The organism is Pandoraea morbifera (assembly GCF_902459575.1).
In the GTDB taxonomy this organism is placed as follows: Bacteria; Pseudomonadota; Gammaproteobacteria; order Burkholderiales; family Burkholderiaceae; genus Pandoraea; species Pandoraea morbifera.
In genome coordinates this window covers 40,700-61,853 of the sequence record NZ_CABPSD010000011.1, presented here as the reverse complement: position 1 = coordinate 61,853, position 21,154 = coordinate 40,700, and the positions used below count along the sequence as shown (strand labels likewise).

Below are 21,154 nucleotides of genomic sequence, written 5' to 3'. Positions count from 1 at the left end.
CCCCTAAAGCCCGCGAGCGTTTCTGCCGTTAAGACAAAGACGCGAGTTAGACGCGATTGTCCCTTCTTTTCGGCCGATCACCCGATGGCGGGTTGGCCGACAATCATTACCCAATAGCAGGCGAATACATGGCAAATCCCGCATCGACGCAAGCCGCGGCCCCCTCTGGCGGGGGCATGCGCAAATGGATTCTGTTGATCGTCGCGGTCGCCCTCATGGCCGCCGCCGGCGCCGCAACGGCCGTGTATTTGCTGACCGGACGCAACGAAGCGGCGAAAGCACCGCCGCCCCCGCCGCCCCCGGTCTTCGTGAGCATGGACCCGTTTACGGTGAACCTGACCGGCGAGGACGGCGAACGTTACCTGCACATCGGTCTCTCGCTCAAGGTAGCGGACGCCGAGACGCAAGCCCGCATCACGCAGCACATGCCCGAAGTGCGCAGCCGCGTGTTGCTGTTGTTGTCGTCCAAGCAGCCGCAGGATCTGGCCACGATCGACGGCAAGCGTCGCCTGGCAAGCGAAATCCGCTCGCTGGTCGCGCAACCGTTCGCGGCCAACATGCCGCAGCAGGCCGTGGGCGAAGTGCTGTTCACCGCGTTTGTAATTCAGTGAGTGATTCATGGCGCATGAGGAGTTCCTGTCGCAGGAAGAAGTCGATGCCCTTCTGAAGGGTGTCACCGGCGAGCAGGATGACCGGTCCGAGTCGGTAGATCATTCCGGCATCAGGCCCTACAACATCGCGACGCAAGAGCGTATCGTGCGCGGGCGCATGCCCACGCTCGAGATCATCAACGACCGCTTCTCGCGCCTGTTCCGTATTGCGCTGTTCAACTTCATGCGCCGCAGCGCCGAAATCTCGGTGAGCCCGGTGCGGGTGCAGAAGTACAGCGAGTTCATCCGCAACCTGCCGGTCCCGACCAATCTGAATCTGGTCCACATCAAGCCGCTGCGCGGCACGGCGCTGTTCGTGTTCGACCCGAACCTCGTGTTCCTCGTGGTGGACAACCTGTTCGGCGGCGACGGCCGGTTCCACACCCGCGTGGAAGGCCGCGACTTCACGCAGACCGAGCAGCGCATCATCGCGCGTCTGCTCGATCTGGTGTTCGAGAACTACGGCGCGTCGTGGAAGCCGGTGCATCCGGTGGAATTCGAGTACGTGCGTGCCGAGATGCACACGCAGTTCGCCAACGTGGCTACCCCAAACGAGGTGGTGGTCACCACGACCTTCGACATCGAGTTCGGCTCGGTCGGCGGCGAATTCCACATCTGCATGCCGTATTCGATGATCGAGCCGCTGCGCGACCAGCTCTCGAGCCCGCTGCAAGGCGAAACCCTCGAAGTCGACAAGCGCTGGGTGCGACTGCTCTCGCAGCAGGTGCAGGCCGCCGATGTCGAGATCGTGACCAATCTCGCTCAAATCGACATGACGCTGTCGCAACTGCTCAACATGCGCGTGGGCGACGTGATTCCGCTCGACGTGCCCGAGGTGCTGGAAGCCAAGGTCGATGGCGTGCCTGTGATGCACTGCAATTACGGCGTCTTCAACGGCCAATACGCGCTGCGCGTGAACCAGATGATCAACCATTCGCACAGCGATTACTCGAAGGACAACGACTGATGAGCGATACCCCTCAAACGCCCGGTGACGACGCCCAGGCCATGGCGGACGAGTGGGCCAGTGCCATGGCGGAGCAGACGGCTGCCGAACCGGTCGCCGAAGCCGCGCCACAGCCGACCGCCCCCGTGTTCCAGCCGCTGGCCGCCACCGCCGGCAACCCCGGCACGGCCACGCACAACGACATCGATCTGATCCTCGACATCCCGGTCCAGATGACCGTGGAACTCGGCCGCACGAAGATCGCCATCAAGAACCTGTTGCAGCTCGCGCAGGGCTCGGTGGTGGAACTCGACGGCATGGCCGGCGAACCGATGGACGTGCTGGTCAACGGTTGCCTCATCGCCCAGGGTGAAGTGGTGGTCGTGAACGACAAGTTCGGCATCCGCCTGACTGATATCATCACGCCATCCGAACGCATCCGTAAGCTCAACCGATGATTCCTTCCGATGTCCGCGGCAAGCCCGTGTGGCGCGCCGCGGCCGCCGCCGCCGCCCGAGTGGCGGCCACAGCCACGCTTATTACGTATTTCCCGGCGGCATTCGTCGCCACCGCCCACGCGCAGGGCGCCGCCTCGCAGGCGGCGGCCGTGCCGAGCCTCGGCGGAGCAGGCATCGTGCAGACGGGCCTCGGCCTCGTGCTGGTGCTGGCCCTGCTGTTCGGGCTGGCGTGGCTCGCCAAGCGCTTCGGTCTGCAACGTCCGCTCGGCGGCGGCAACGTGCGCATCGTCGGCAGCGCCGCGGTCGGTCAGCGCGAGCGCGTCGTGGTGGTGGAAGTCGCGGGCGACTGGGTCGTGCTGGGCGTGGCGCCCGGGCAGGTGCGCAGCCTGCACGTGATCGACGCCGATCGGGTCGCCGACCTGCCCGCCGCGCCTCCCGCGGCCCATCCGGGCGCGCAAGCCAACCGTACCGCGCAGGCTTTTGCGCAAAAGTTGCGCGAATCGATGAAAAAGGATTCCTGATGTCACGCGGTCAGTCCCGGAGCCCGATGGGTCCGGCGCTTGGACCAGCGCCGGGGTCGGCCCCGCTCGCGCGGCTCACGCGGGGCATGCCGATCGCCCTCGTGGCTGCCGCCCTCATCGCCCTGATGATGCCGGGCGCCGCCTTCGCGCAGGCCACGCTCCCCGCGCTCACGAGCACCCCCGCGCCGGGCGGTGGACAGACGTATTCGCTGTCCGTGCAGACGATGTTGCTGCTCACATCGCTGGGGTTCCTCCCCGCGATGCTGCTGATGATGACGGCCTTCACGCGCATCATCATCGTGCTCTCGCTGCTGCGGCACGCCATCGGCGTGACCACCTCGCCGCCGAACCAGATCCTGATCGGGCTGGCGCTCTTTCTCACCTTCTTCGTGATGTCGCCGGTGTTCGACAAGGCTTACACCGACGCCTATCAGCCCTTCGCCGCCAACAAGATCAGCTTCGAGCAGGCGATCGACACGGGCGCCAAGCCGTTCCACGCGTTCATGCTCAAGCAAACCCGCGAGGCCGATCTGGCGCTCTTCGCCAAGCTGGCGAAGACGCCGCCGATGAACGGCCCGGAAGACGTGCCGATGCGCATTCTCGTGCCGGCGTTCGCCACGAGCGAGCTGAAGACGGCCTTCCAGATCGGTTTTACGATCTTCATTCCGTTCCTCATCATCGACCTGGTGGTCGCAAGCGTGCTAATGTCGATGGGGATGATGATGGTCTCGCCCTCCACGGTGTCGCTGCCTTTCAAGCTGATGCTGTTCGTGGTGGTCGACGGCTGGCAACTGCTGCTGGGCTCACTCGCCCAGAGCTTCACCATGTAGCGGCGAGGCGCAGGATATGACTCCGGAAACCGTCATGGCGCTGGCCCATCAGGCAATGCAGGTGACACTGCTGCTCGCCGCGCCGCTGCTGCTCGTCGCGCTCGTCTCAGGTCTGCTCGTGAGCCTGTTCCAGGCGGCCACGCAGATCAACGAAATGACGCTGTCGTTCATCCCGAAACTACTCGCCGTGTTCGTCACGCTCGTGATCGCCGGCCCGTGGATGCTCAACCTGATGGTCGACTACATGCGCCAGCTGCTCACCGGCATTCCGGGCCTGGTCGGCTAGGCCGCGCGGGCGCACCGGCGGTGATCAGCTTCACTTACGAACAGCTCTCGGGCGTCATCGCGGCGTTCCTGTTTCCGTTCGTGCGTCTGCTGGCATTGTCGATGAGCGCACCGCTCTTCGGTGACGTCTCCGTACCCTCGACCGTCAAGATCGGCCTGGCCGGCATTGTTGCGCTCGCGCTCGCGCCGGTGCTCGGGCCGATGCCGGCCGTCTCGCCGTTTTCGTGGGAAGGCCTGTGGATCATGGTGCAGCAGATCGTGATCGGCGCCGCGCTGGGTTGGTGCATGCAGATCGTGTTCTCGGCGATCAGCATGGCGGGCGATTTCGTCGGCCTGCAAATGGGCCTGTCGTTCGCGACCCTGCTCACTCCCAACAGCGACGGCAGCACCGCCGTGCTTGGCATGCTGCTCAACGTGGTCGCCATGCTCGTGTTCCTCGCCACCAACGGTCATCTCGTGATGTTCGCCACGCTCGTGCAGAGCTTCACGGTGCTGCCCGTGTCTTCCGTACCGCTTGCCGTGACCGGCTGGCAGTACCTTGCCATGCTGGGCGGTCAGCTGTTCACGCTGGCGCTCATGCTCTCGCTGCCGCTCGTGGCCGCGCTGCTCATCTGCAACCTCGCGCTGGGTATTCTCAACCGTGCCGCACCGCAGCTCAACATTTTCGCGGTGGGCTTTCCGCTCACGCTGGGCGTCGGGCTGGTCGTGATCGAGCTGATGATGCCGCGCATCGCCCCGGTGATGGACCACTTCTTCTCGATCGGCATCGACATGATGATTCGCGCGAGCGCCGCCTTCGTGCCGAAACTCTGAGCACCGGTCGTACGCCGCGCTCGCCTGCGTCGCGCTTCACCAGCACCGCGTGCCGACCGCCCCCGAAACGACGGCGGGCCACCCGGCATTGCCGCGTGGCCCGCGCTTGTCGGCATTCGAGACCGGGGAGAGACACCCTCCCGAGCCTCGTCCCGGCGATCAGAGGAAGTTGAACAGCGAGAGCTTCTGGGTCTGCATGAAGCTTTGCTGCGAAGCCTGCAAGGCAGCCTGCAACTGCGCGAACTTCGTCGCCGCCGAGTTCCAGTCCACGTCGAGCAGATCCGACAGCTGCGACTGATAGTTCAGCGAATTCGTGTCGCCGATGTTGTTGAGCGACGTCAACTCGTTCATGCGCGAGCCTACCGTGGTACGTACCGTTGTCACATTGTCGTACGTGTTGCCGAACAGCTGGTTGAACGTCGTGAGCGCGTTGCTCAGGTTGGCCTGACCGGTGCCGTTGGTACTGTTGATGGGCGTCTTGAGCGTGCCGATGAGCGCCTGCAGGTTGTCGAACACATTCGTGCTGCCCTTGTTCGCCGGTTGCACCGTGTACGTATCGCCCGTGGCAGGCGCGCCGGTGAAGGTCACGCTCTTTCCGCCGAACGTGATCGGCTGGCCCGCCGTGTAGGCACCCGTCACGTCGGCCACCGTAGTGTCCGTCATGTCCTTGACCGTGTAGTTGGTCGTCGGCGGCGTGGTCGTGTTGTCGATGGCGAAGCTGATCTGGTACTGATGGTTTGCGCCGGCGTTGGTCACGTCGGTCGTCGATACCGTGGAGTACACGCCGGTGCCCTGGTTCGTCGCGCTGCCGCTGATCACCGCGCTGGCCGTGCCGGCCTGGACGCCCTGGAAGATGGATGAACCGATGTCGTTGACGGCGATCTGGCGGTTGGGGCTAACCTGCACGTAACGCACGCCGGTATCTCCGGCATATGATGCGCCGGTCGCCGAGGCCACGTACGCGGCCGAATTGCCCATGAAGCCCGAGAACAGGTACTGACCGTTCGCATCGGTCGTGTTCGCCAGCGAGAGCAGTTGCTGGAAGCTCGACTGCAGATCGGTGGCGATGGTCGCGCGATCATTGTCGTTGAGCGTGGGATTGCCCGCCGCGACCACCTGCGACATCACGTGCTGCAACGAGTTGATGATGCTGCCGAAGGTGGAGTCCTCGAGCTGCAGTTGTGTCGTCGCGGCCGCGCGGTTCGACGCGTACTGCGAGTTCATGTCGTTGTCCTGCGACACCGCCACCGCCTGCGCGGCGGCGATCGGATCGTCGCCCGGCGTGGTCACGCGCTTGCCCGAGGAGAGCTGCGCCTGGGTGTTGAGCAGATCAGAGGTGTTCTGGCTCATCGCCCGCATCCCCTGGTCGTAGATCATGTTGGTGCTGATTCGCATCGCTGTGCCCCTGCGCTTAGTTGACCATCTGGAGGATGGTGTCGAACAGCGTCGACGCGGTCTGAATCACTTTCGAATTGGCCTGGTAGAGCTGCTGATACTTGATCAGGTTGGCCGCTTCTTCGTCGAGGTTCACGCCGGAATTGGACGACTGCGCCTCCTGCGTCTGCTTGAGCAGGGTCTGCTGGGCCGCGCTGGTCGACTTGTACGTGTTCGTGGTCGAACCCACGTAAGACACGAGGTTCGCGTACGCGGACGCGTAGCTTTGCGAGCCGCCCACCTTGGTCTTGTCGTTCTGCAGCGCCGACAGCGCCAGGCCGTTGCGGTTATCGGTCACGGCGCCCGACGTATTCGGGGCGATCGTGAACGTATCGCCGTTGTTCGGCGTGCCCGACAGATTCACGGTCATGCCGCTCATCGTGATCTTGGCGCCGTTCGTGGCGTCGTAGGGCACGGTGGCGCCCGCGGCGTAAGTGGTGGTCGTGCCATTGACCGTCACGGTCATCGGCGCCGGGGCCACCAGCGTGAGCGCACCGGTCGTGGCGTCCTTGCTGAACGTGAAGTTCACGGGTGCGGTCAGTACGTTCGACAGATAGGACGCGTCCACGGAGCCCTGATCCACCTTGAGTGAGCCACCGTTGGCCGTGCCCGTCGAGGCAATGATCGGAGCGGCCAGCGCGATCTTGCCCGGATCGGTGATCGCCACGCCGATGTTCTGGGCGGCATTGCGCGTCGGCTGGATCGTGAAGCTGTCGCCGGCGACCATGCCCGCGGTCGTGACCGAGAAGCCGTCGGCGAACGCCGCGCCGGTGCTGTCCTGGAAGTTCAGCGCCGCGCCCGGCGTGGCCGGCGCGCCGGCGGTCCACTTCGCGCCGTCGGTCAGGCGCGTCATCGTGTAATTCGTGCCGTCGTAGGTCACCGTGTAATCGCTCGTGGTGACCTTCGAGGCGTCGGTGATCGAGGCATTGAGCGTGGCGGCGTTCGAGTTGCTCGTGTTCGCGATGATCGTCGGATTCGGCACCGTGAAGAAATTGCCGCCGAGCTGGCCATACAGATCCAGGCCCAGCTGGTTCTGCGCGTTGAACGTGCCGGCCAGCGACAGTGCGATCTGACCGAGCGAGTTCTGGGCCTGCGTGAGGGCGCCGCTGCGGAACGACAGCAACCCGGCCAGCGACCCGCCGGAGATCGAGGATTCCGGAATGGCGACCTTCGTGCCGTTGCCCATGATGTAGGCCACGGTCAGTTGCGACGGATCGCTCGTCGACGCGATGGTCGTGAGCTGGTAGGCGGAATTGCCCGAAACCAGCGACTGTCCGTTGCCGATGAACACGTTGTACGAGCCGTTGCTGTCCTTCACGACGTTCGTCTGGACGATGGCGTTCAGGTTGGCAATGGCCTGGTCGCGCTGGTCGAGCAGGTCGTTGGGCGAGGCGCCACCGCCGTTGGCCTGCGCCTGCACGATCGCATCGTTGAGCGTGGCGATCTGCTTCGCGTAGGTGTTGATCTGGTCGGTCGACTGCTGGATGTTGCCGTTCACGGCGGTGCGCAGCGACGACAGCGTACCGGACAGCGACTGGAACATGCTCGTGAGCGTTTGCGCCGACGAAATCACCGTGGCGCGCGTGGCCGAGTTGTTCGGCGCGGTCACGATGGTCTGCAGGTTCGTGAAGAACGTCGACATCGAGGCCGACAGGCCCGTGGTGGAGCTGCCCAGCGCATTGTTGATCTGCGAGATCTGCTGGTAGTACGTGTTGAGCTGGCTGTACTGGGTCTGCGCCTGGTTCACCTGGTTGGCCAGGAACTGGTCATACACGCGCGACACGTCGTTGACCAGCACGCCCTGGCCCAGGTAGCCCACGCCCGTGAACTGGCTGTCGGCCTGGGTGTAGCTGACGATCTGGCGGTTATAGCCGGCGGTCCCCGAATTGGAGATGTTGTTGCCGGTGGTGTTCAGGGCGAACTGGGAGGCGTTCAGCCCGCTCATGCCAATATTGATTAGGCTCATGATCTCGCGGCTTGAATAAGAGGCGCGCCCCGCGGCGAAATGCCCGCTCGCGCGCCGTTACCGATGTGTTTACGGCAATCCGGCAGCAATATTGAGGGTGGCACGCCCCCGATCGCTTCGGGCTCGATGCCGTGCCGCTGACGTCCGACTTCCTTCACGCTTCGCCCGGCCGCCTCGCCGCTTCGACGTCCCGGGACACGGCGCGCTCGCGCGGCCGGCGTCCCGAATTCCGTGTCGCCGTGCCGCTCGCCCCGTCAGGCGAAGTGCTTCATGATCTTGATGAGCTTGCTCGCGTACTGCGGATCGGTGGCGTAGCCGGCGCGCTGCAGATTCGTGGCGAAACCGGCGGCGTCGTTGGCGCTGGCCACGACCGATGCATAGCGCGGGTTCTTCGAAATCAGGTTGGCGTAGTCGGCGAACGCCTCGTCGTACGAGTGGTATGCGCGGAACTTGGCCATCACCTTGCGCGGCTGGCCGTTCACGTACTCCGTCGTCGCCACCTCCACGGTCGGGCCGTTCCAGTTCTTGCCGGCCTTGATACCGAAAACGTTGTAGCTCGTACTGCCGTCGGCGCGACGGATCTCGCGCTTGCCCCAGCCGGACTCGAGCGCCGCCTGGCTGAGCATGAACCGCGCCGGAATGCCACTGCTCGCGCTGGCATTCTGCGCGGCCGTGGCCATGCGGTCGACGAACTCGCCGGCCACCGCAGGCGCGCCGTCGGCCACCCCAATGGCGTCGGCCGAGTTGTATGCGCGTCCTTGCAGCGACTGCTGACGCCCCATCGCGGCAGGCGGCAGTGTGGTGCCGGTTCTGGCGAGCTGCTTGAGCATGAGGTCGGCCAGACCGATGCCCTTGTTCGAGGCGAGCTGCTGGGCGAGCTGATCGTCGAGCATGCCGTTGAACATCTTTTCCTGATCGCTGCCCAGCAGCCCACCGGACATCGTGGCCTCGCGCATGCTCTTGACCATCATCTGCGTGAAGACGGCCTCGAACTGCTTGGCGGCCTGCTGCGTGGCTTGCGGCGTCTGCTGGTGGGCGGCGGCGCGCAGCGCCGTAAGGCCCTGCATGTCGTAGGAGGCGCGTTGCGTCAGATCGGGCAGCGAGGCGCCCGCCGCGCCCGTGAGTCGGTTGCCGTCGGCCATATCAGATGATCTCCAGATCGGCGCGCAGGGCGCCCGAGGCCTTCATGGCCTGCAGAATCGACATCAGGTCCGCCGGACTCGCGCCAAGCGAGTTCAGCGCCTTGACGACGTCGGCGAGGTTGGCGCCCGCTTTGACCATCCTGAGCGCGTTGTTCTCCTGTTGGACGGAGATTTGCGAGTTCGGAGCCACGACCGTCTGGCCGCCCGAGAACGGCGCCGGCTGGCTCACGTTGTTCTGCGTATCGATGACGACCGACAGGTTGCCGTGCGCCACCGCGCACTGCTGGATAGTGACGTTCTGGTTCATCACGACCGAACCGGTGCGTGCATTGATGATGACGCGCGCCGCCGTATTGTCGGGCTTCACTTCGAGGCTCTCGAGCTGTGCGAGGAATTGCACGCGCGAGGCCGGATCGGTCGGCGTGCGCAGCAGGATCACGCGCCCGTCGAGGGCCTGCGCGGTGCTGTAGCCGAAGCGGCGGTTCACGGCGTCGACCACGCGCTGCGCGGTCGAGAAGTCGGTCACGTTGAGCTCCATCTGCACGGTGCCCGGCTGTCCGCCCATGGCGGTCGGCACGGCACGCTCGACGATGGCGCCGCTCGGAATTCGCCCAGATGCGAGCTGGTTGACCGTCACGCTCGATCCGTTGGCCGACGCGCCGGCCCCACCCACGAGCAGGTTGCCCTGCGCAAGCGCGTAGACCTGTCCGTCCGGGCCCTTGAGCGGCGTCATGAGCAGCGTGCCGCCACGCAGGCTCTTGGCGTTGCCCATCGACGACACCACCACGTCGATCGCCTGGCCGGGACGCGTGAACGCGGGCAGCGTGGCCGTGACCATCACGGCAGCCACGTTCTTCAACTGCATGTTGGTGCCGGGCGCGACCGTAATGCCCAGTTGCGAGAGCATGTTCGTCATGCTCTGCACGGTAAACGGCGTCTGGGTGGTCTGGTCGCCCGAGTTGTCGAGGCCGGCCACGAGGCCGTAGCCGATCAACTGGTTGTCGCGCACGCCCTGAATCGACGCCAGTTCCTTGAGCCGCTCCGCGTGGGCGACGCCCGGCGCGACGAGCGCGGCCACAACGAATGCGCCCGCGACGCCCACCACGCCGGCCACGGCAAACGCGGCGACACGGCGGCCGATGCTCAGGCAAAGCGGAGGGAAGCTAGGCGCACGGCGCGACAGGTACGGCATGATCGACATCAGAATGGCGAAATGTTGAGGAAGAAGCGCTGCAGCCAGCCCATGGTTTCGGCTTCGTTGATGTAGCCCTTGCCACGGTATTCGATGCGCGCATCGGCCACCTGCGTCGAAGGCACGGTATTCGCGCCCGAAATCGTCTGCGGGGCCACGATCCCCGAGAACTTGATGTACTCCGTGCCCTGGTTGATGGCGATCTGCTTCTCGCCGGCGACCGCGAGGTTGCCGTTGGAGAGCACGTCCATCACCGTCACGGTGATCTGCCCCGAAAACACGTTGTTGGCGTTGGCCGCGCCCTTGGCGTCGAACTTGTTCGCACCGCTCGCGTCCAGTCCCTGGTTGTTGAGCACGCCACCGATCACGCCCGGTGTCTGGTTCAGCGTCAGGCTGCCGCTGCCGGCGCGCGTGGTATTGGCGGCCGAGTTCTTGCTCGCGGCCGTGTTTTCGTTGATGACGATCGTGAGAATGTCGCCAACATTGCGCGGGCGGCGGTCCTCGAACAGCGGACGGTTCGAATACAGCGGGCGGTAGATCGAGCCTTCCGGGTCGGCCGCGACCGGCGGAGGCGGCGGACGCGTGGTCGTCGGCCCGGTCACCACCGGTTCCTGCGGCACGTAGGCGCAGCCCGCCAGACCGCTCAGCGCGGCGGCGGCCGCGAGCGCAAGAAATCGCGCGAGGCCTGCGCTGTGCGGCTTGAGGGTCGGGGAGGCGGACATGGCAAAACTCCTTACATCTGCGTCAGACGCTGCAGCATCTGGTCGGACGCCGTCACCGCCTTCGAGTTGATCTCATAGGCGCGCTGCGCCGAAATCATGTTCACGAGCTCTTCCACCACGTTCACGTTCGACGTTTCAACGTAGTTCTGGTTGAGCACGCCCGCGCCATTGGTGCCCGGCTGCGCGACGTTCGGCGCGCCCGAGGCGGCCGTCTCGGCGTACAGGTTCTCGCCCATGCTCTGCAGACCGGCGTTGTTGATGAACGTGGCGAGCTGGAACGTGCCGATCTGCACGTTGGCCGTGCTGCCCGGCTGCGTGACCGACACGGTGCCGTCGCGCGCAATGGTGAGCGAGAGGGCGTTGGCCGGGATCGTGATCGCGGGCTGGACCGGGTAGCCCGAGGCCGTGACGAGCTGGCCGTTGTTGTCGACCTGGAACGAGCCGTCGCGCGTGTAGGCGGTCGTGCCGTCCGGCATGAGCACCTGGAAGAAGCCGTCGCCGTTGATGGCCACGTCCTTCGCATTGTTCGTGGACGTCAGGTTGCCCTGCGTGAAAATGCGCTCGGTCGCCGCCGGGCGCACACCGGTGCCCAGCTGCAGGCCCGACGGCAGCAGCGTTTGCTGCGACGACTGCGCGCCGGGCTGGCGGATCGTCTGATACAGCAAGTCCTCGAACACCGCCCGACCCTTCTTGAAGCCGTTCGTGCTGGTGTTGGCGAGGTTGTTGGAAATCACGTCCATGTTCGTCTGCTGGGCGTTCATGCCGGTGGCAGCGATGTAGAGCGAACGGATCATTGGGTTTTCTCCCCGAGTACGGTTGCGGCGCCGGTCAGCTGAAGTTCAGCAACTGGTTGGCGGATTGTTCGTTGGTATCGGCCGTCTGCAGCATCTTCATCTGCATTTCGAAGGCCCGCGACTGCGAAATCATGTTCACCAGACCACTGACCGGGTTGACGTTACTCGCCTCGATCGAGCCGGCCACGACCACGACGTTCGGATCGACCTGTGCGGGAGCGTTGTTGGCCGTGCGGAACAGGCCGTCGTCGCCACGCACCAGATTGCCCTCCGGCGGATTGACCAGCTTGAGCTGGCCCATCACGGCGATGGAGTTGGGCGGATCTCCCTGCCCGAGCGCCGAGATCGTGCCGTCGGTGCCGATGGTCACCGAGGCGCCCGGCGGCACGGCGGCCGGCCCGGCGTCGGTCATGATCGGCTGGCCGTGCAGCGTGAGCTGGCCGTCGGCGGTCATTTCGATGTTGCCGCCACGGGTGTAGGCTTCGCGGCCCTGCGCATCGCGCACCGCAATCCAGCCCTGGCCCTGAATGGCCACGTCGAGCGGGCGACCGGTCTGCTGCATGGCGCCGGGCGTGAAGTCGGTGCCCGGCGTGGACGTGGCCACGAAGGTGCGCGTGCCCGTGGTGCCGTCCGGGGCGCGCACCGGCGCCTGACGGAACGCCGCGAGCTGGGCGCGAAAGCCCGGCGTCGACACGTTCGCCAGATTGTTGGCCGTGGTCGACTGCTGCTCCATGGCCTGCTTTGCGCCCGTCATGGCGATATAGATCAGACGATCCATCGACGGCCTCCGTGCAAGTTACGCATGCGCGCCGCTCCGCGTTACAGGTTGACCATCGTCTGCATCAACTGGTCTTCCGTCTTGATCGTCTGCGCATTCGCCTGATAGTTGCGTTGCGCGGTGATCATGTGGACCAGTTCAGCCGTCAGGTCGACGTTCGACGCTTCCACGGCGCCCGCCTGCAGCTTGCCGAGGTTGGTGCCACCCGGCACGCCAACGATCGGAATGCCCGACGCAGCCGACTCCGACCAGAGGTTGTTGCCCATCGGGATCAGGCCCTGCACGTTGTTGAAGTTGGCCAGCGCGACCTGACCGAGCACCATCGACTGGGTGTTCGAATACGTGCCCACGATCGTGCCGTCGGCATTGAAGGTGAAGCCGGTCAGACGACCCGAGGAGTAGCCGTTCTGCGTGAGGGTGTTCGGCGTGTAGGTATTGCCGTATTGCGTGGTGCCCGACAGGTCAAGCGTCATGTTCCCGTTCGACGCGCCGTTGGCATAGGTGATCGTGGGCAGCGTGATCGGGCCGGTCACGGTGGCGCCCGTCGAGTCCGTCTGCGACACGAGGCTGCCGGCCGAGTTGAACGTCATCGTGCCGATCGGGCCGGCGCCGACTTGCGTCGTGCCGTCGACCGAGGCGTAGACCGTCCAGGTGGCGTTGTTGGTGGTCGTGTCGACGCTCGTCTTCTTGAAGTAGAGGTTCACGTCGTGCGAATTGCCCAGCGAGTCGTAGACCTTGAGCGACGTGGCGTTCGTGTAGGAATTCGGATCGGTGATCGAGAACGGCGTGGTGTTCACGGCGCTGCGCGAATCCAGGTTGAACTGGCCGGTGACCTTGGTCGTGGCCGTGGGCGCCAGGTCACCCGTCGGGATTTGCAGATCGACTGGCGACACGCTGTTGATGATGCCGTTCGGGCCGGCCAGATAACCGGTCAGATGATCGCCGTTGGCGTCGACGATGTAACCGTTCTTGTCGAGCGAGAACTGGCCATTGCGCGTGTACGCGATGGTGCCGTTGTTCGACACGCGGAAGAAGCCGTTGCCCGAAATGGCCAGGTCGAGCTGGCGGTTCGTGACGGTAATGTCGCCCTGCGTGAACTGCTGCGCGATCGCGGCCACTCGCGTGCCGATGCCGACGGTGTTGTTGCCCGCGCCGAACAGCGAGTTGGCGTAGATGTCGGCGAATTGCGCCTGCCCCTGCTTGAAGCCGACGGTCGCCGCGTTGGCAACGTTGTTGCCGATCACGTCGAGGTCCTTGGAGGCAGCGTTCAGGCCGCTCAATCCGGTCGAAAAGGCCATGTGATACTCCTGAGATTCGGTTGACGACGCAGCGCGTCGTGATGGATTCGTTAAGAGGCTTGAGCGGTCGGGTTACAGAATTTCACGCACGTCGGCGAGCTTGACGTTCGAACCCGTGCCGACGTTGAGCATCGGCGAGCCGGTCGTGCTGGCCACCACGCTTTGCACCTGGGCATACGAAAGCAGTGTCGGCGTCATGGCCTTGCCATTGGCCGAAGCGCTCACCGACAAGGTGTACTTGCCGTCGGCCACGGCGGTGCCCGAGTCGTCCTTGGCGTCCCAGGTGAGCGCCTGCACACCGGCATCGAGCGCACCCGCATTGACCGTGCGAACCACCTTGCCCGTGGCGTCCTTGATCTGGATTGTGACGGTGTCGGCGTCGCTCGGCAGTTCGAAGCCGAACGGCGTGGCGGTCTTCGTGACCGTGCCGTCGGTGGCCGTGGTGCTGCCCACCCCGATGGTGCTGCCCGGAATCAGCACGCCCTTGCCCACGAGCGCGGCGGCCTGCAGACTCTGCGTCGAGTTGATCTGCGAGGTCACCGCCGAGAGCGTGGTGTTGAGCTGGGTGATGCCCGAGACCGTGCTGATCTGCGCGAGCTGCGAGGTCACCTGCGAGTTGTCCATCGGGTTGAGCGGGTCCTGGTTGTTCATCTGTGCGACGAGCAACTTCAGGAAACTGTTCTGGAGATCGTCGGCGCTGCCGGCCGATGAGTTCGAGCTGGCGCTGCTGGCCGTGCCGTTGATCGAATCGAGGAACGTCTGCGAGAAGTTCGCGGCGTTCGACGTATTGATACTTGCCATGGTTCTGGTCTCCGCGCGGCTTCTTACTGGCCGACCGTGAGGGTTTTGAGCATCAGCGTCTTGGCGGTGTTGAGCGCCTCGACGTTGGCTTGATACGAGCGGGAAGCGGAGATCATGTTGACCATCTCCTCCACCGGATTCACATTGGGCATCGTCACGTAACCCTGCGCGTTGGCGGCCGGGTTCTTGGGGTCGTACACGGTCTTGAGCGGCGACGGGTCGTCGACCACGCCCGCCACCTTCACGCCGCCCACGTCGGCGCCCGCCACGGGGTTGACCTGAAACACGACCTGCTTGGCCCGGTATGGCTGGCCGTCCGGGCCGGTCACCGATTCCGCGTTGGCCAGGTTGCTGGCGGTGACGTTCATGCGCTGGGACTGGGCCGTCATGGCCGAGCCGGCAACGTCGAAGATGCTCATGAGTGGCATGGCGCTTACCCTTGTTGCGTGATGGCTGCCAGCATCGTCTTGATCTGGCTGGACAGGACCGTGAGGCCCGTTTGGTAATGCACGGCGTTGTCAGCGAAGTTCACGCGCTCGGCGTCGAGTTCGACAGTGTTGCCATCGACACTCTGCTGGTACGGCACGCGGTACAGGAGCTCGGGGCCGCCCATCGGCGGGGCGGTGCTCACCGCACGCCCGGCAATGTGGCGCGAGGACGTGCGTGCGAGCGACACGCTCGTCTCGGTGGCGACTTGCTGTTGCGCGCCGCGCTCGACGGCCTGGCTCAGGGCATTGTTGAAGTCGACGTCGCGCGCCTTGTATCCGGGCGTATCCGCGTTGGCGATGTTCGACGAGATCACCTCCTGGCGATAGGCGCGCATGGCCAGCGCCTGCTGGGAAAATCGCAATGCCGCGTCCAGTTTGTCCATGATCTCGCCTCGCCCGATGCTTGCCTTGATGCTGGGGTACCGCTCAAAGAAACCTGTCCGTCGGCGCTCGCGGCGCGCCCGGACCGCTCAGAAGACTCTGGCGGACGGCGCGCGGTGCGCAGACGGGATGTCCTGCCGGGTCCGGGAAAAGTGCGGACCTTTTGGCATGCTTCGCATCGTATGCGTAGCCCCCGGGATTCAATCGGAGGAATAGGAAGGAGATTGGCCGCCATTTCGGGCCATGCCCGACAGGCCGACATCTCTAGAATGGCTTCCTGACGGCATCGGGCGGGGTTCGCCCCCCAGGCACAGGAGCACTGCCCGGTGCCGTCGGCTTCCCGGCCCGACGCGCATCGCGCCGGACGACGCCGACGATCGATGGGGAAGTCGTCGAGGTGGTTTGAACGCCGCACCCCGGGAAGCCCTCCCGGTGACGGCCGCAAGGAGAGTGAGCATGGCAGGCAAATTCGGCGGCGGTAGCGCCAATGCCCCCCGCGCGCGTCATACATGGCTGCGCGGTCGACGCTCGTCCCTGTTTTCCCGCGTGTTTCCGGGTGTCGTGGCCGCCACGCTGAGCCTCGCGGCGGTTGGCATCGTGGGCGATGTCCATGCGGCAAGCGCGAACCCGGGCGTCGCCACCGATCCGGCTGCCCAAACGCTGGGCAATACGCTCGGACCGGCCGCCATTGTCATTCCCGGCAACAACGCCGCCGGCGGTGTTGCGACGCATGTGGCGAGTGTCGGGCGTCCGGTTGCGACAATAAACACGTCGCCTCAGCCGGGTGCACCGGCCCAGGGGGGGGCCATGGCGGGTCCCGGCGCCCCGGTCGCCCCGGCCATGCCCGCCGCCAACGCCCAATTCCAGAACACCCAGGTCATTCGCCAGACGGCCGAGCGCTTTCTGCGCGAGCAGACGACCGGCCTGCCCGGTGCCGTGAACATCACCGTGGGCGACGCCGTGTCCGACCGCATGCCGGCGTGCACGGCGCTCGAACCCTTCCTGCCGCCCGGTGCCCGCCTCTGGGGCTCGACGACGGTTGGCGTACGTTGCGCGGGCGAGCGTCCGTGGACGCTATATTTGCAAGCCCGCGTGAGCATCACCGCCACGTACTTCGTGGCGGCGCGCCAGATCAACCCCGGCGAGACGATCGGGCCAAACGATCTTTCGCCGCGCCAGGGTGACCTCACGCTGCTGCCGCGCACGGTCGCCACCGACGCCAGCCAGATCGTCGGCACCGTCGCCGTGAACCGTATTACCTCGGGCCTGCCGATCCGCTCCGATCTGCTGCGCAGTGCGATTGCCGTTCAGCAAGGACAGACGGTGCGCGTCGTCTCGCGCGGCTCCGGCTTCGAAGTCAGCACCGAGGGCCAGGTGCTTTCGCGCGCGAGTGCCGGCGATCCGGTGCAGGTGCGCACGCGCGCCGGGCAGGTCGTGAGCGGCACGGTCAAGACCGGCAAGAGCGGTGGCGTCGAGGTCGAAGTTGCACTATAAGTGAGCGCACACTTTCATTGAAAGTCTTTGAATATTTGTAGAACACACCCAGGCGCTTGAACTGGTAACAGGATGTTACTTGCCTAAAGTTATGGCGGATAATGCCGTTACACAGGCAGGTTTCTGGGGAAAGCACATGAAAATCGAACCACCGGCCAATCCGCTGAAAGGCGTTGGCGCGAACAAGGCGACCACCGATCGGACGACGTCTGGCACTGCGAGTGCCAACGGTCCTGCTGCGTCCGTGACAAGCGCGGGCAGCGATGCGAGCGTGAGCACGAGCGCCTTGTCGTCGGAGATGCGCGCGTTGCAGGCCGGGCTGGCCAAGACGGGATCGGCGGACATCGACGTTGCGAAGGTGGCGGCGATCAAGCAGGCGATTGCCGACGGCACGCTGGCCATCGATGCATCCAAGATTGCGGACGGCGTCATCCAGACGGCTCGCGATCTGCTTTCCACCCAATCGAAGTCATGACAATCGATGCCCTGCTGAACGCCCTGTCTGTCGAGACGAACGCCATTGGTGCGTTCGCCGCGTTGCTTGGCGAGGAACAGCAGGCATTGGTGAGCGGTACGCTGGACACGCTGCCGGAACTGACCGAGCGCAAGACGCGAGCGGTCGCCGAACTGGCGTCACTCGGTCGCGAGCGCGACGCGCGGCTGGAAGCCCTGGGTTATGCGCCCGACGAGACGGGGGCCACAGCTGCCGCCGCCGCTGACGCCCGGGTGGATGCGGCATGGAAGGCGCTCCTCGCCGCGGCCGCCGAAGCCAAGCGTGCGAACGACACCAACGGCGTCCTGATCCGCACGCGCCTGACTTACACCCAGCAAGCGCTGAATGTCCTCTACGGGCCGCAACAAAGCGCCCCTCTCTACGGCCCCGACGGCCGCACCGCACCGCGCTCAAGCGGTGGAAGCGTGACGGCCTGAGGCAATGCGCTTCAGCGATGGCTTCATCGCGAGTGTCTCCTGGCGGCATATCCCGCCTTCCGGAAAAAAATAACGAACTCCCCTGTATTGGCGGTCGCTCGTAAATCCCGCTGTCAACACCTCACAGCGACAAGCGGCTGGTCTTGCTTGCCGAAGGGATCAAAGCTCGCCACTCGACCCGATATTCGAACGCAATACGCGCCACTCGGTGTTTGAATGCGTTCAACGCGGGTGCCGTCCGCTCTGACTTCGCTGGAAACCTGACCCGCCGCACGCCACCCGTTGCCGAGCGCACGTTCGAACGCTTGCGCAATGACGTCCGGTGTCTGTCTGTCGGAAGCAGCGGCGACGCTTGATTGACGAATTACGGCTTGCTCCGCGCTACTGCCCTGCGCAGCGGTGGACGAAGCGCGAACCGAGTCATTCACGGCGTCTCTCCAATCCTTCAGCGGCGGGCGCGCAGGAGTGCTCTCGACAATCTCGCTGGGCTTCGGCGATGACACACGCCGTTCGCCATTCCCGGATCCCGTCTTGCGGGGTGGTCTTTTCGTAACAGGAGGTTGCGGCGAACGCTGGCGGGAGGGGTTCGCGCCCGCATCCGCGTCGTTCGTCTCCTGTCTGACGGGAACGGCGACGAGATGCACCGTGAGGGTCGGGGGGGCACCTGTGCGAATCCACGGCGCCCCCCTGAATGGAACGAACAGGACAATGATGATGTGGAAAAGCAAAGACGACGTGAATGCGATCACGAACAGACGCCATTGTCGGGAAGCAAAGCCGTCTTTGCTCATGGGGTCGCGAATCAGGGGATCGTCACCGCGTAAAGGCCGCGTCGCTTATCGAACTTCCTTGAAGTAGTGATAGGTGTGGACATTCCCGTTCCAGTGATACGAGCAAACCGACTCTCGATCGAGTCTGTCCCGGTAGCGACTTGGAATGACTTGCCCTGAAACAAATTCGGCGCGCGCTTGACCGCCAAACGCATCCAGCAATGCGCAATTCCACAGGGGGGACGTAAGATCCTGCGTTTCGGGGTTGTTCATTTGGTCCTCGCTATCGAGTGAATGGGAATAACGCGGGGGGATGCTTTGCACGGATTTCGTTTTGCCACTAATGCGGAAGGATCAATTCCGTCGGTCATGTGCCATCGGTGCCTCCGGCCAGGAATGATGGACCGCTCGATCAAACGGCCCTCAACGTGCTCATAAATTTCGAATAATCCGGGGCAATAGAAGTCTCGCGTCCCAATGTCTCCGTGGAACTTGTACGCTCTCGACATGCACCCGCCATGGCAAACGTGTTGCCATCGGCACGCCGCGCATTGCGGATCGACTTTTCGTGTCCGAAATGCCATGGATCGCGGGGCGTTGGCGATATCGACCAGCGTCGCATCTCTCAGATTGCCCAGCTTGGCGGCAGGATTTCCGGACATCGAGGCGCATGGGTAGACGTCGCCAAGAGGGTCGACCGACAGGTTGAAATCCGCACAATTGGACATCCCAATGCAGTCTGCCGGCTTGCCGTAGAGGATCGCTCTCGTTTTCACGACGAAATCATGACCGTAGACGTAGCGCTCGTCGCCCGCATTCAACCACCGGTCGTACATTGATTTCCAAGCGGCGGCGTATTCCGACGGGCTGATCGCAAGCTGGTCATAGTGATCCCTGGCCGAGCCTGAAAGCGTTAGCGGTATTACGTTGAACCCCAATTGGTGCTTGAAAAGGAAATCAATGATTTCCGTTGTCCGATTCATCGTTGCCTGAGTGAGTACAACGCATACGCCTGGATTCAACCCGACGGCGCGCAACGCTTCAATGGCCTTCCAGGTATTCTCGAACGAACCGGCTCCCGATCGATAAGTACGGAAACGATCATTGATCTCCGCGGGACCATCCAGCGACAAGCTCACATCAAAGCCATCGTCTGCGAATTGCTTGGCCCATGTGCTATCCAGTAGCGTGCCGTTCGTCTGCACGCTGTTCGTGAAACGAATGCCATCGGCGAGCTCGGATTGAAATTCAATGATCTTTCGAAAAAAGTCTCGCCCAGCGACGAGCGGCTCACCGCCGTGCCAGATAAAGTCAACCTCATCGACAATCTTCTGATGTCGCGCCAGCGCCAGCGTTTCGCGAATCGTGATGAACAACGTTTCCGTGTCCATGATTGGCCTGCGAACATCATCGTTGTAGCAGTATGTGCACGCCAAATTGCAGATGTGCGTGGGTTTGATCACGTTGACCAGCCGCATGCCTCCCTCCCTTATCAATCGCCTGATGGACGGCCGACACGAGCATCGGGGGCTGCTTTGCCGTAGCAGGCAGAATAGCGCTGGCACGGCGACAAAGGTGTTGGGAAAATTCCGTTGTGCTGCCACTCAAAAGCAGTAGATATGCGTAGTTGAGACACAAAAAAACCCTCGGGAGCTATCGCTTCACCGAGGGTTTTCAGACGGGGCCTGACGGCGCCGCTTCCGCCTTTGGAGGGTCGGTCAGCTCGCCGACGTCCAGGCCTTTTCACGCAGCGTCGCCCGCAAGCGCGAAATCGCCTGACTGTGCAACTGGCACACACGTGACTCGCTGACTTCCAGCACCGCACCGATTTCGCGCAGATTCAGCCCCTGCTCGTAATACAGGCTCATCAGCAGCTTCTCGCGATCGGGCAATCGGTCGATGGCATCGACCACCCCGCCGCGAAGGCCCTCGTCGAGCAGCATCGTCAGCGGATCCGCGCCCGGATCGGAACAGATGCGGTCGATGAACGGCTCTTCATCCGCCGATTCGAAGTCCTCGTAATAGATCAGCTGGCAGCCATGCACGTCCTGCAGCATCTGCTGATACTCGGACAGCCCGATGGACATCTCGCCCGCAATCTCACTCTCCGACGGCCCCCGGCCCAGACGCTGCTCCAACCGCTGCACCGCCTGCTCGATCTGACGCGCTGTCTTGCGGATACCGCGTGACGCCCAGTCCAGCTCGCGCAACTCGTCGAGCATCGCGCCACGAATGCGCTGACTCGCGTACGTCTCGAACTGCGCGCCCTGCGTCTCCTGGTACCGGTTCGCTGCATCGAGCAGCCCCAGCATGCCGGCCTGAATCAAATCCTCCAGCTCGACGCTCGCCGGCAGCTTCGCCATCAATTGCAGCGCCAGACGGCGCACCAACGGCGCGTATTGGGTCAGCGTGTCGTTCGTGTCGACCTTCCCGCGCGCGGTATACATGTTTCCCTCCGCTT

The 21,154-nt window shown here is 64.2% G+C and carries 25 protein-coding genes; 10 read left to right on the top strand and 15 right to left on the bottom strand.

Going from position 1 to position 21,154, the window contains the following annotated elements:
* The first annotated feature begins 128 nt into the window (after positions 1-128).
* The 7 genes from fliL to fliR all read left to right on the top strand — a co-directional run bounded on the left by fliL (position 129) and on the right by fliR (position 4,503).
* Positions 129-611, top strand: coding sequence for a flagellar basal body-associated protein FliL (gene fliL, locus PMO31116_RS17620; protein WP_023872622.1), 483 nt, complete (start codon positions 129-131; stop codon positions 609-611).
* Positions 612-618: 7 nt separating this feature from the next.
* Positions 619-1,617, top strand: coding sequence for a flagellar motor switch protein FliM (fliM, locus tag PMO31116_RS17615; RefSeq protein ID WP_023598379.1), 999 nt, complete (start codon positions 619-621; stop codon positions 1,615-1,617).
* Positions 1,617-2,054: a flagellar motor switch protein FliN gene (gene fliN, locus PMO31116_RS17610; protein ID WP_023598378.1), complete on the top strand. Its 438-nt coding sequence runs from the start codon at positions 1,617-1,619 to the stop codon at positions 2,052-2,054. The genes fliM and fliN overlap by 1 nt, the downstream gene beginning before the upstream one ends.
* On the top strand, positions 2,051-2,575 hold the full coding sequence (fliO, locus tag PMO31116_RS17605; protein ID WP_150567862.1) for a flagellar biosynthetic protein FliO: 525 nt from the start codon (positions 2,051-2,053) through the stop codon (positions 2,573-2,575). Before fliN ends, fliO begins: the two co-directional genes overlap by 4 nt.
* 86 nt (positions 2,576-2,661) lie before the next feature.
* Complete coding sequence (gene fliP, locus PMO31116_RS17600; protein ID WP_150567861.1) at positions 2,662-3,405, top strand: flagellar type III secretion system pore protein FliP; 744 nt, start codon at positions 2,662-2,664, stop codon at positions 3,403-3,405.
* A 16-nt stretch (positions 3,406-3,421) separates the two neighbouring features.
* Positions 3,422-3,691 carry a flagellar biosynthesis protein FliQ gene (gene fliQ / locus PMO31116_RS17595; RefSeq protein WP_010807718.1) on the top strand — a complete coding sequence of 90 codons (270 nt, stop codon included), beginning with the start codon at positions 3,422-3,424 and terminating at the stop codon, positions 3,689-3,691.
* A gap of 20 nt (positions 3,692-3,711) precedes the next feature.
* Positions 3,712-4,503, top strand: coding sequence for a flagellar biosynthetic protein FliR (fliR, locus tag PMO31116_RS17590; protein WP_023598375.1), 792 nt, complete (start codon positions 3,712-3,714; stop codon positions 4,501-4,503).
* A gap of 159 nt (positions 4,504-4,662) precedes the next feature.
* On the opposite strand, the gene flgL is transcribed toward fliR, so the two are convergent.
* From flgL to flgB, 11 genes are all read right to left on the bottom strand, one after another.
* Positions 4,663-5,898 carry a flagellar hook-associated protein FlgL gene (flgL, locus tag PMO31116_RS17585; protein ID WP_150567860.1) on the bottom strand — a complete coding sequence of 412 codons (1,236 nt, stop codon included), beginning with the start codon at positions 5,896-5,898 and terminating at the stop codon, positions 4,663-4,665.
* A gap of 16 nt (positions 5,899-5,914) precedes the next feature.
* Positions 5,915-7,903 (bottom strand): flagellar hook-associated protein FlgK, encoded by a 1,989-nt coding sequence (gene flgK / locus PMO31116_RS17580; protein ID WP_150567859.1) that lies wholly within the window; start codon positions 7,901-7,903, stop codon positions 5,915-5,917.
* 254 nt (positions 7,904-8,157) lie between these two features.
* Positions 8,158-9,045 carry a flagellar assembly peptidoglycan hydrolase FlgJ gene (flgJ, locus tag PMO31116_RS17575; protein WP_023872625.1) on the bottom strand — a complete coding sequence of 296 codons (888 nt, stop codon included), beginning with the start codon at positions 9,043-9,045 and terminating at the stop codon, positions 8,158-8,160.
* Between the two features lies 1 nt (position 9,046).
* Positions 9,047-10,246 (bottom strand): flagellar basal body P-ring protein FlgI, encoded by a 1,200-nt coding sequence (locus PMO31116_RS17570; RefSeq protein ID WP_150567858.1) that lies wholly within the window; start codon positions 10,244-10,246, stop codon positions 9,047-9,049.
* Positions 10,246-10,959 (bottom strand): flagellar basal body L-ring protein FlgH, encoded by a 714-nt coding sequence (locus PMO31116_RS17565; RefSeq protein ID WP_150567857.1) that lies wholly within the window; start codon positions 10,957-10,959, stop codon positions 10,246-10,248. Before PMO31116_RS17565 ends, PMO31116_RS17570 begins: the two co-directional genes overlap by 1 nt.
* Positions 10,960-10,970: 11 nt before the next feature.
* Complete coding sequence (gene flgG / locus PMO31116_RS17560) at positions 10,971-11,753, bottom strand: flagellar basal-body rod protein FlgG (RefSeq protein ID WP_023598369.1); 783 nt, start codon at positions 11,751-11,753, stop codon at positions 10,971-10,973.
* A gap of 34 nt (positions 11,754-11,787) precedes the next feature.
* Positions 11,788-12,531 (bottom strand): flagellar basal body rod protein FlgF, encoded by a 744-nt coding sequence (locus tag PMO31116_RS17555; RefSeq protein ID WP_150567856.1) that lies wholly within the window; start codon positions 12,529-12,531, stop codon positions 11,788-11,790.
* Positions 12,532-12,572: 41 nt separating this feature from the next.
* Entirely contained in the window at positions 12,573-13,829 is a 1,257-nt protein-coding gene (gene flgE / locus PMO31116_RS17550; protein ID WP_145864838.1) for a flagellar hook protein FlgE, read from the bottom strand.
* A gap of 72 nt (positions 13,830-13,901) precedes the next feature.
* On the bottom strand, positions 13,902-14,630 hold the full coding sequence (flgD, locus tag PMO31116_RS17545; RefSeq protein ID WP_145864839.1) for a flagellar hook assembly protein FlgD: 729 nt from the start codon (positions 14,628-14,630) through the stop codon (positions 13,902-13,904).
* Positions 14,631-14,653: 23 nt separating this feature from the next.
* Entirely contained in the window at positions 14,654-15,058 is a 405-nt protein-coding gene (gene flgC / locus PMO31116_RS17540; protein ID WP_023598365.1) for a flagellar basal body rod protein FlgC, read from the bottom strand.
* A 5-nt stretch (positions 15,059-15,063) separates the two neighbouring features.
* Complete coding sequence (flgB, locus tag PMO31116_RS17535) at positions 15,064-15,504, bottom strand: flagellar basal body rod protein FlgB (RefSeq protein WP_150567855.1); 441 nt, start codon at positions 15,502-15,504, stop codon at positions 15,064-15,066.
* A 451-nt stretch (positions 15,505-15,955) separates the two neighbouring features.
* Here flgB and flgA point away from each other — a divergent pair, with 451 nt between their 5' ends.
* The 3 genes from flgA (at position 15,956) to PMO31116_RS17520 (ending at position 17,923) form a co-directional block, all read left to right on the top strand.
* On the top strand, positions 15,956-16,993 hold the full coding sequence (flgA, locus tag PMO31116_RS17530; protein WP_174971427.1) for a flagellar basal body P-ring formation chaperone FlgA: 1,038 nt from the start codon (positions 15,956-15,958) through the stop codon (positions 16,991-16,993).
* A 136-nt stretch (positions 16,994-17,129) separates the two neighbouring features.
* Positions 17,130-17,468 carry a flagellar biosynthesis anti-sigma factor FlgM gene (flgM, locus tag PMO31116_RS17525; RefSeq protein ID WP_150567853.1) on the top strand — a complete coding sequence of 113 codons (339 nt, stop codon included), beginning with the start codon at positions 17,130-17,132 and terminating at the stop codon, positions 17,466-17,468.
* Positions 17,465-17,923, top strand: coding sequence for a flagella synthesis protein FlgN (locus tag PMO31116_RS17520; RefSeq protein WP_150567852.1), 459 nt, complete (start codon positions 17,465-17,467; stop codon positions 17,921-17,923). Before flgM ends, PMO31116_RS17520 begins: the two co-directional genes overlap by 4 nt.
* Positions 17,924-18,036: 113 nt before the next feature.
* On the opposite strand, the gene PMO31116_RS17515 is transcribed toward PMO31116_RS17520, so the two are convergent.
* The 4 genes from PMO31116_RS17515 to PMO31116_RS17505 form a co-directional block, all read right to left on the bottom strand.
* A complete protein-coding gene (locus PMO31116_RS17515) occupies positions 18,037-18,714 on the bottom strand; it encodes a hypothetical protein (RefSeq protein ID WP_145864842.1) in 678 nt (225 codons plus the stop codon).
* Between the two features lie 45 nt (positions 18,715-18,759).
* Positions 18,760-18,966: a dynobactin A family peptide antibiotic gene (gene dynB / locus PMO31116_RS24455; RefSeq protein WP_397273686.1), complete on the bottom strand. Its 207-nt coding sequence runs from the start codon at positions 18,964-18,966 to the stop codon at positions 18,760-18,762.
* A complete protein-coding gene (gene dynA, locus PMO31116_RS17510) occupies positions 18,963-20,171 on the bottom strand; it encodes a dynobactin maturation radical SAM/SPASM protein DynA (RefSeq protein WP_150567851.1) in 1,209 nt (402 codons plus the stop codon). The genes dynB and dynA overlap by 4 nt, the downstream gene beginning before the upstream one ends.
* Positions 20,172-20,411: 240 nt before the next feature.
* Complete coding sequence (locus PMO31116_RS17505) at positions 20,412-21,140, bottom strand: RNA polymerase sigma factor FliA (protein ID WP_023598359.1); 729 nt, start codon at positions 21,138-21,140, stop codon at positions 20,412-20,414.
* Between the last annotated feature and the right edge of the window lie 14 nt (positions 21,141-21,154).